10 protein-coding genes and 1 tRNA gene are annotated in these 8,920 nt (G+C 39.2%); 4 read left to right on the top strand and 7 right to left on the bottom strand.

Translation table 11 applies throughout. From position 1 onward, the window contains the following. The 5 genes from AAC037_RS12605 to AAC037_RS12585 all read right to left on the bottom strand — a co-directional run. A partial coding sequence (locus tag AAC037_RS12605) for a TonB-dependent receptor plug domain-containing protein (protein WP_339903327.1) occupies window positions 1-885 on the bottom strand: 885 nt, incomplete at its 3' end. Between the two features lie 235 nt (window positions 886-1,120). Continuing rightward, window positions 1,121-1,489: a 50S ribosomal protein L19 gene (rplS, locus tag AAC037_RS12600; RefSeq protein ID WP_339903326.1), complete on the bottom strand. Its 369-nt coding sequence runs from the start codon at window positions 1,487-1,489 to the stop codon at window positions 1,121-1,123. A gap of 48 nt (window positions 1,490-1,537) precedes the next feature. Then, window positions 1,538-2,263 carry a tRNA (guanosine(37)-N1)-methyltransferase TrmD gene (gene trmD / locus AAC037_RS12595; RefSeq protein WP_339903325.1) on the bottom strand — a complete coding sequence of 242 codons (726 nt, stop codon included), beginning with the start codon at window positions 2,261-2,263 and terminating at the stop codon, window positions 1,538-1,540. A 6-nt stretch (window positions 2,264-2,269) separates the two neighbouring features. Further along, a complete protein-coding gene (gene rimM, locus AAC037_RS12590; RefSeq protein ID WP_339903324.1) occupies window positions 2,270-2,800 on the bottom strand; it encodes a ribosome maturation factor RimM in 531 nt (176 codons plus the stop codon). A 14-nt stretch (window positions 2,801-2,814) separates the two neighbouring features. Then, on the bottom strand, window positions 2,815-3,396 hold the full coding sequence (locus AAC037_RS12585) for a 30S ribosomal protein S16 (RefSeq protein ID WP_303615081.1): 582 nt from the start codon (window positions 3,394-3,396) through the stop codon (window positions 2,815-2,817). A 227-nt stretch (window positions 3,397-3,623) separates the two neighbouring features. On the opposite strand from AAC037_RS12585, the gene AAC037_RS12580 reads away from it, so the two are divergent. The 4 genes from AAC037_RS12580 (at window position 3,624) to AAC037_RS12565 (ending at window position 7,852) form a co-directional block, all read left to right on the top strand. After that, window positions 3,624-3,695 (top strand) — tRNA-Arg (locus AAC037_RS12580). Between the two features lie 481 nt (window positions 3,696-4,176). Then, complete coding sequence (locus AAC037_RS12575; protein ID WP_339903323.1) at window positions 4,177-5,319, top strand: hypothetical protein; 1,143 nt, start codon at window positions 4,177-4,179, stop codon at window positions 5,317-5,319. Between the two features lie 36 nt (window positions 5,320-5,355). Then, window positions 5,356-6,981: a BCCT family transporter gene (locus AAC037_RS12570; protein WP_339903322.1), complete on the top strand. Its 1,626-nt coding sequence runs from the start codon at window positions 5,356-5,358 to the stop codon at window positions 6,979-6,981. 10 nt (window positions 6,982-6,991) lie between these two features. Further along, complete coding sequence (locus AAC037_RS12565; RefSeq protein WP_339903321.1) at window positions 6,992-7,852, top strand: universal stress protein; 861 nt, start codon at window positions 6,992-6,994, stop codon at window positions 7,850-7,852. Between the two features lies 1 nt (window position 7,853). Here AAC037_RS12565 and AAC037_RS12560 read toward each other — a convergent pair whose 3' ends face one another. Together AAC037_RS12560 and AAC037_RS12555 are read right to left on the bottom strand one after the other, a co-directional pair. After that, window positions 7,854-8,537, bottom strand: coding sequence for a site-2 protease family protein (locus AAC037_RS12560; RefSeq protein WP_339903320.1), 684 nt, complete (start codon window positions 8,535-8,537; stop codon window positions 7,854-7,856). Window positions 8,538-8,695: 158 nt separating this feature from the next. Next, the coding region (locus AAC037_RS12555; RefSeq protein ID WP_339903319.1) for a hypothetical protein at window positions 8,696-8,920 on the bottom strand (225 nt) is incomplete at its 5' end.

Below are 8,920 nucleotides of genomic sequence, written 5' to 3'. Positions count from 1 at the left end.
AATGGAAGGTTCCCTGTTTTCGTAATACCTGATCCTGTCTACAAAACTATCGTGTTTAAACTGGGCAAACTCAACCCCATTCATCATTTTGGTTCTTCTTCCATCGGGGATATTTTGCACGCCTTGATTGACAACAAAATCAAGGTTTACAGTTCCTTCTTTGGCTGATTTTGTTGTGATCAAAATTACTCCATTGGAACCTCTTGCACCGTAAATAGCTGTGGAAGCAGCATCTTTCAAAACGGTCATGCTCTCTATATCTGAAGGATTGAGACTTTGCCCCAATGAAGTGCCAACAGGGAATCCATCTACAACATACAGTGGTTGACTACCTGCCCCTAAAGAACCTATTCCCCTAATGGTAACTTCCATTTCTTCTCCGGGCCTTCCGGAATTTTGCCTTACCTGTACTCCTGCAGCTTGTCCCTGCAACAGCCTTGAAACATTGGTGGTGGGCACTTCTCCAATATTGTCCATATTGATCACAGACACTGCTGAGGTAATGTCTGCTTTTCTTTGGGATCCATATCCTACCACTACTACTTCTCCCAAATCCCCCATGGAAGATTCCATAGAAATTTCATAGTTAGTCCGCCCACCGGAGACGGTTACCTCTTGACTTTCGAAACCTATAAAACTTACTGTGAGAACGTCACCGGGAGCAGCTTGAACAGAAAACGCTCCTTCCATATTTGTGACAGTCCCTCTACTGGTACCTTTAACCAGGATAGACACACCCGGTAATGGCTCATTATCATCCACACTCACCACTATTCCTGAAATTTGGCTTGCTTGACGGGAATAGCCCACCATAACAATCATTACCATCAGAAAAGTCATAAGGATTCGAAGATAAGATTGCATCCAATCATATCGTTTTCTCATAATTATTTGGGTTTTATTATAAATTTAAATATTACGAATCGTAATGAAATAAACTTAAAATAAACCAAATGACTATCCTGCACTATCCTGTTTCCGAAAAATTTTACATGGAAGGAATAAGGCAACAACTTATATACTATGGAAAGAAGCTAAAAAACTAAAACAACACACTATATTAGAAACAAAAAAAAGGGAACCGCATGGTTCCCTTTTTATAATTGATCGGTCAAGGTAATTATTTTTTTACCCTGATTTTTTCTTTAATCCTTGCGGACTTACCATGTCTTCCTCTCAAGTAGAATAATCTGGCTCTTCTTACTTTACCTTCTCTCAAAACCTCAATTTTTTCAATGCTTGGAGAGATGATTGGGAATATTCTTTCTACACCAATACCATTAGAAATTTTCCTTACGGTAAAAGTTTCACCATTGGTATTAACATTTTTTCTTTGAATCACGGTTCCCTGAAACTGCTGTACTCTTTCTTTAGCACCCTCAGTAATTTTTACGTGAACATTAATAGTATCTCCTGCCTTAAAAGACGGGAATTTGGACCTTACATCCTTGTACTCCTGTTCTACGAATTTAATAAGTAGTTCGCTCATTGCTTTACTATTTTGCTTATCGCTTTCCTGGACACTTTAAAAGTATCCTTAATTATCTTTTCGTTCTATGTTATTATCGTCATTCTCCTTGGAGTATTCGCCTTGCATTAAATCAGGCCTCCTTTCATGAGTGCGACGTACCGATTGTTCAAACCTCCATGACTCTATCTTAGCAGCATGTCCCGAAAGCAAAACCTCAGGCACCTTCCATCCTGCATATTCTGCAGGCCTGGTAAAAACCGGAGGCGCCAATAGGCCATCCTGGAAAGAATCTGTCAAAGCAGAAGTCTCATCATTCAAAACACCTGGAAGCAACCTAATAATCGCATCTGTTATCAATGCCGCAGGAAGCTCTCCTCCTGAAAGCACAAAATCACCTATGCTGATCTCCTTTGTAATGAAATGTTCCCTTACCCTTTCATCTACGCCTTTATAATGACCGCAAAGAATGATAAGATTTTTTTTCAATGACAAAGTATTGGCCAATCCCTGATTAAATGTTTCACCATCAGGTGTCATGTAGATAATTTCATCATAATCCCTTAATTTCTTTAGGGAATTGATACAATTGGCTATGGGCTCGATCATCATGACCATTCCTGCGCCACCACCAAAAGCATAACCATCTACTGTCTTTTGCTTACCAATACCATAAGTTCTTAGATCATGAACTTCCACTTTTGCCAAACCTTTCTCTTCAGCCCTCTTCAAAATTGAATGAGAAAAGGGACCTTCAAGCAGGCCGGGTAAAACGGTTATGATATCAATATGCATCAGCTATCAATCTTCCAGATAAATGTCAATCAAGCCCTCAGGCAAGCGACAGAAAACTTTTTTCTCTGCCTTATCTACTTTTTGTATGATCCCATCCTTTAAAGGAATGAGTACTTCTCTGTCTTTGTATTCCATACCAATCAAGTCTTGGGTCTCCATATCATAGATCACCTTAACTTTCCCCAACTCCCCAAGTTCCTCGTCTACAACCAGAAAATCCACCAACTCGTGAAAATAATACTGGTCCTCATCAAGTTCCGGGAGCGCGGTAACCGGCAGGTATAAAGCCGAACCAACCATGGGTTTTACTTTGTCTACATGATCAAATTCCTCAAACTTGGCTAAAAACCTGTTATTGGGCTGTGGTACCATGTGCTCCAAAATATAAGGAACCAACCTGTTACCATTCTCCACAAATACATGTCCTAGACCTTCATAGTCATCGGGATAATCAACATCCAGCACTAGTATAACCTCTCCATGTAGCCCATGAACTTTGGCAATATGGCCCAATTGGTAACAATTGTCTTTGTTCATGGCTGTAGATCAGTTTATGCTTTGTCTTCTGATGCTTCTTCTCCGGCTGCAGGAGCTTCTCCTTCAGCTGGCGCTTCTTCTGCAGGAGCAGCAGCTTCTTCAGCGGCTTTGGCTTCAGCCTCAGCTGCAGCTTTGGCTGCATCTTCTCTTTCTTTGATTGCGTCAAGACGAGCTTGGTTTTTAGCAGTTTCTGCTTCCAATGCTGCTTTTTTAACGCTCTCTTTAGCAGATTGAATCTTCTCTACTTTGCTAGAAATGGCTTTCTCTTTGCCTTCTAACCAAGATTGGAATTTTTCATCCGCTTGCTCTTGCGTAATTGCACCTTTTACAACACCCACTTGAAGGTGTTTTTTCAACATGACGCCACGATAGGAAAGCATCGCCTTCACAGTATCGGTTGGTTGCGCACCATTCATCAACCATTTCAACGCTCGGTCGTTGTTGATGTTAATGGATGCAGGGTCAGTATTTGGGTTGTAAGACCCGATTTTCTCGATAAAGCGTCCATCTCGTGGAGCCCTAGCATCAGCAATTACTACATCATAGATGGCCATTTTTTTACGACCTCTACGTGCTAATCTGATTTTTACTGCCATATTATATTGACTTTTAGTTAATTGATGGATCCCGTCCATCGTTAATTTTTGGACTGCAAAGATAAGGTAATAATATCAAAAAGAACAATAAGACTAAATTTTATTTGCGTAATAGAAAAATAATGGTTTAAATTGCGGTGTTTTTAAGGGAAAAAGATCCCAAAGACCAGGCCTATCCAGGTTAAAACCCTGCAAATCAATTGGGTTCCCTTTCTTAACAAATAATTAGCCTCGTAGTTCAATGGATAGAATAGAAGTTTCCTAAACTTTAGATGCAAGTTCGATTCTTGCCGAGGCTACATTGAACCCCTTATACTTTCAGTATTTGGGGTTTTTCTTTTTCTACCCATCAAAATTAAAAAGCCTCCTTTTTTAGCGTAAGATCCATAGCCGTAAGCAATCGTCCTATTAACCAGACCTAGCAAATTACTATAAGTCTAACTACCAATTTTTCTTTTGTCTTATAAGAAAAATAGCTCCTCTTTCTAAGCCAAACTATTAAAGTTACCGGTTTAAAATTATTTAAAATTTAAAATAGCAATCCGATGAATGGCAAAGTAATTGCGGGTTAAGCAAAATTGAAACATTAGGATGTGAAAAATTCAGTCCTGCTTCTAAGTCACAAAAAAACAATGATATACCTTTATAATAATAAGCAATACCTAGCCCTTTCTGATACAACTTATCATTGGTCTAATCTTAATGTATGAAAATAATTTTTATTCGATAAGAGGAAATACCTTTCTAGAATTCAAGACCCACAGGGTAATTAATAACACGATGCCAATAGAATTTAAATACCTTATACTTTTATCCTTTATTTTTATGGTAGAAACAACCTTATATACCGCAGATGCACAGGAAGTACCTGAAGTAGCCATAGGCGGAGCATTGAGGTTTAATTACAACCTATCCTCCTGGAAGCCTGCTCAAAAAAGAAGAGGAGGAGAGTTTGGATATGATTTATTCCGAATAAATGCAAAGGCCGCCTATAAAGGCATTAACCTCAATGCTGAATACCGATTGTATAGCAATGCTTTTGGTGGCGGAATGCTTAAACAAGGTTGGTTTGGGTACCATTTTGATGAAACCAATGAAATCCAATTAGGGCTAACTCAGGTGCCTTTTGGAATTCAGCAATACAACTCCAACAATTGGTTTTTCAACCTACCTTATTATGTAGGACTAGAAGATGACCATGACATGGGTATAAAATACATGCACACTGGAGATAAGGTGGAATACCAATTGGCCTTTTTTAAAAATGCAGAAGAAACACGTTTTGGAAACACCACTGAAATTACGCACAGCAGGTATGCGTATGATGTAGCAGGGAGAAACAAAGAGTTCAACCAATTGAATGGTAAATTCATTTACAAATTTGGCAAGCAACTAAAGCATAGGCTTGGTGTCTCAGGCCAATACGGACGACTTTTTAATTTAGACACGGAAGAAACAGGCAATCATTATGGACTGGCGATACACTACGAACTCACTTATAATGACTGGAACATCAAAACAGAAGCCATGAACATTTCCAATAACCCGGCAAATGCCGCAGGTATTTCAAGGGACGAGATTTCAATGGCAGCCTATGGAGCAGCCTATAATGTGGCTGCTGACTTTAATATTTATACCTTTACCATTGCCCGAAATATACCCGTAGAATGGGATCCAATTTCCTCTTTAAAGATATACAACGATTTCGGATACATGCAGAAGAAAAAGGAGGATTTTTATGACTCAATTATGAATGTGACCGGATTGCTAATCACTGCGGGAAATATTTATACTTATATTGATTATGCTGCCGGCTTGAATCATTCCTGGCTGGGAGGAAATTTTGTTGACGATTTTAGCAGGGGAACGCCTGAAGCAAGCTGGGAAGCCAGATTCAACGTCAATATTGGATACTATTTTTAGAATCAGAAAACATTACTAGTAATAAACAAATACTGTATGGCTAAGAAGATATTAAGAAGCGATGAAAGAAAATCAATCATGGGATTGGATGTAAATGGACCGGTATTCTTTACCTCTACCATTTTCATTATTGTAAGCATAGCGCTTACCCTTATTTTCAGGGAGCAAGCAGAATCCTATTTTAATGAAATCCAAAGTTTTATTTCCAACACAGTAGGTTGGTTCTTTATCCTGTGTGTAAATGTATTTTTGATTTTCGTTATATATCTAGCCTTTAGTAAATATGGCGAGATAAGAATAGGCGGCAAAGATGCCAGACCCGAGTTCAAAACCCTCTCTTGGTTTGCCATGCTCTTCAGCGCAGGAATGGGCATAGGCTTGTTGTTTTGGAGCATAGCAGAGCCGGTCACCCATTTTATGACACCACCACTAACGGAAGGGGGGACACCTTTTGCCGCTCAGGAATCCATGAATTTTACATTTTTACATTGGGGATTTCATGCCTGGGGAGTATATGCTTTAGTAGGTTTATCCTTAGCCTATTTCACCTATTCTCACGGACTTCCCCTGACAATCCGCTCCGTTTTTTATCCTATCATGGGAAACAAAATCTATGGAAAATGGGGAGATCTTATTGACATTTTTGCTGTTTTAGCCACCCTCTTTGGGCTTGCCACTTCCTTAGGCTTGGGCGTACAACAGATTGCAGCAGGCTTGGCCCATGTATTCGGAATCAGTAGTGGGATTGTCACACAGGTCTCTCTAATAGCAGGCATTACACTTATCGCAACAGTTTCTGTTGTTTTGGGAGTAGACAAGGGCGTGAAATTCTTAAGCGAGTGGAACATGAGGATAGCAGTGCTCTTACTGGCACTGGTAGTTATTCTGGGGCCTACGATTTTCATCTTTCAGTCATTTGTTCAAAACACCGGCAATTACCTTTACAGTTTTCTGGAAATTGCCACCTGGACAGAAAGCTATACAGGAAATAACTGGCAAAATGCATGGACTGTTTTTTACTGGGGCTGGTGGATAGCTTGGTCTCCATTTGTGGGCATGTTTATTGCCAGAATTAGCAAGGGTCGAACCATTAAAGAATTTATCCTGGGTGTACTATTTGTCCCTTCACTCATTACTTTTTTCTGGATCACTGCTTTTGGAAGCACATCCATTCAGCAAGCATTATCAGGAGATCCTACCATACTGAATGCCGTAGAAGATAATGTAGCGACAGCTTTGTTTGTTTTCTTGGAAAACTACCCTTTTGCGGTCATTCTAAATGTGATAGGAGTTATCTTGATTGCCGGATTTTTTATCACTTCATCAGATTCAGGATCTTTGGTGGTAGACAGCCTTACCTCAGGAGGAAAAATTGATGCACCTGTAGGACAAAGAATTTTCTGGGCACTTACCGAAGGCGCTGTAGCAGCAGTCCTTCTAATCGGCGGCGGTCTACAAGCCTTACAAACGGCATCTATAGCTACAGGTCTTCCTTTTGCTTTTATTCTCCTATTTATGTGCTATTCCTTATTCATTGCCCTAAAAGATGAAAAGCAACAATCTGAAGAGCGAAAAGCCCAAAAGGAATGGGAAAGCTATGAAGAAAGGCTGGCAGATATCATTAAAAAACGCAGTTCGGAAAAAACAAAACCCAATCAATAAAGAATCGGTTATGAAAAAGGAATATAAGAACATACTTGTAGCACTAGACCTTTCAGACTTAGATGAGGTACTGATCCAATACAGCTCATTTCTTGCTGAAAAATTAAAGGCTGAAAAAGTTTATTTTGTTCACAACATTAAAAAATATGACATTTCAGAACTCTTTGAAGAACAATTGAAGGAGATAAACCTTGATGAGGTAATTGGAGATGAATTGAATGAAAAAGTTCAGGAGCACTTTAGTTCAGAAATCCCTTCCGAAGTATTAATTTCTGAGGACCCTTACAGTGAGTCATTAATCAAATATGTTGTAGACAAATACGGGATCCAACTTGTTTTGGTAGGCAACAAAAAACATGAAAAAGGTACAGGCTTAGTAAGTAGCAAATTACTAAAACTGCTAAGGTGTGATGTACTAGCGATCCCTCGCCTTGCAAAATTCAAAATTGAAACGATTTGGGCCGGAACAGATTTTTCTCCCGAATCTCGCAAGGTGTTTCAAGTAACAGAGGCTTTATATGAAAAAGAAAAAACATCACTCAAACTAGTTCATGTTTACAGTGTGCCCTTGCAGTTTTCCCCATATGTTTCACCGGAATTTATGGCGCCAAAAGTAGAAAAACACATGAAAGAAAAAATAGAAAAGTACATAAGAAAAACGGCTTATCCCGAGTCTATTGAACCTCTGGTTTTTCACGGCAGAGAATCCGGTACGGCACAAAAAATCATTGCCAATATAAAAAAATCAAATGCTGACCTTATGGTGGTGGCAGACAAAGGAGGGAATACATTTTCACCTTTTGCAATTGGAAGCGTAACTGAAGAACTTTTTAATGCGAATTATGGAGTTCCATTATGGGTTGCGAAATAACCTATAATGGAACCTTCGGGAAATTGTGAACTTCTTTTTCCTCCCCTTCTTGATGAAAAATTATTTTACTTGGCTTAGCCCTTACTGCTATAGCCCTTGCTTTATCGTAAGCCTCCTTTTCATTTTTAAACACCTGAACCAAGCCCCCATCATCACTTAACACCTGCCATTGCTCCTTCTCCCCATCCCGCTTTACAGTAATTACCCTTTCTTTAATGATGGTAGACTTTCCTTTTATAAGATCCAATATCACTTTGCCATCACTGTAATTTCCCCCGGGGTAAGGCATTGGAAGCATGGCAAAAAAAACATAATAGAATGAGAAATAAGTGAACTGATAAGTGAACATACTTTCACTTATCAACCCTTGCTTTATCAGAAATAACACCAATATTATCCCTACAATATTGAAGATACTCCCCCCACCAAAGATCAGTATATTGCTCCATTTTTGCTTTCTTTTTAAATTCTCAAATGTACAGACCCCGTACCAAAAATAGTATTTGCGAACCTCAAGCATTCCCAAATTAACAATTGGTTTTCCTGAACCCACACTTATTTTTACGTTCTTACCACCCATTAACCAGGCAAAAAATACGTGCCCTCCTTCATGTAGAATTGATATAATTGGCAACACCAGAAAAAATGCCAAAAAGAATTTAGGTAGATCGCTAATTTCAAACATGCTCTTGGTCTTGGTCTTGGTTAATTGTCTTTTCCCCTTCCAAAAACCACAAATCATGCCGAAAAAAAAATAAAAAAGGCACAATAATAATTCCACTAAAACCCTAATTCCCAAAGGGTATGACAATATGTTAGCCAAGAGCATCAACCCTCGAGAAATTAGGTATAGGTACGTCTTGATTTTGGCGGTATTGTTTCTTTTTTTTGCAACAATCCTGACAAAATCATAACGAAAACAAAATCGATAAAAACGGATATTCTCCCTGCCGAAACCCCGAGCCCTGAAGGGGCGACAATATAATAGCCGAGGGTGTCAGCCCTCGGAATACAATGAAAAAGCACACCTTGATTTTGGCGGTATTGTTGCTCCTTTTTGCAACAATC

Source organism: uncultured Cyclobacterium sp., from assembly GCF_963976465.1.
In the GTDB taxonomy this organism is placed as follows: Bacteria; Bacteroidota; Bacteroidia; order Cytophagales; family Cyclobacteriaceae; genus Cyclobacterium.
This window is presented reverse-complemented; position numbering and strand designations above follow the sequence as displayed.

Bases quoted from the DNA above. Each gene is read 5' to 3' on its own strand.
- rplS (WP_339903326.1), bottom strand. From the start codon at position 1,489: ATGAGCGAACTACTTATTAAATTCGTAGAACAGGAGTACAAGGATGTA.
- trmD (WP_339903325.1), bottom strand. From the start codon at position 2,263: ATGCATATTGATATCATAACCGTTTTACCCGGCCTGCTTGAAGGTCCC.
- rimM (WP_339903324.1), bottom strand. From the start codon at position 2,800: ATGAACAAAGACAATTGTTACCAATTGGGCCATATTGCCAAAGTTCAT.
- AAC037_RS12585 (WP_303615081.1), bottom strand. From the start codon at position 3,396: ATGGCAGTAAAAATCAGATTAGCACGTAGAGGTCGTAAAAAAATGGCC.
- AAC037_RS12575 (WP_339903323.1), top strand. From the start codon at position 4,177: ATGCCAATAGAATTTAAATACCTTATACTTTTATCCTTTATTTTTATG.
- AAC037_RS12570 (WP_339903322.1), top strand. From the start codon at position 5,356: ATGGCTAAGAAGATATTAAGAAGCGATGAAAGAAAATCAATCATGGGA.
- AAC037_RS12565 (WP_339903321.1), top strand. From the start codon at position 6,992: ATGAAAAAGGAATATAAGAACATACTTGTAGCACTAGACCTTTCAGAC.
- AAC037_RS12560 (WP_339903320.1), bottom strand. From the start codon at position 8,537: ATGTTTGAAATTAGCGATCTACCTAAATTCTTTTTGGCATTTTTTCTG.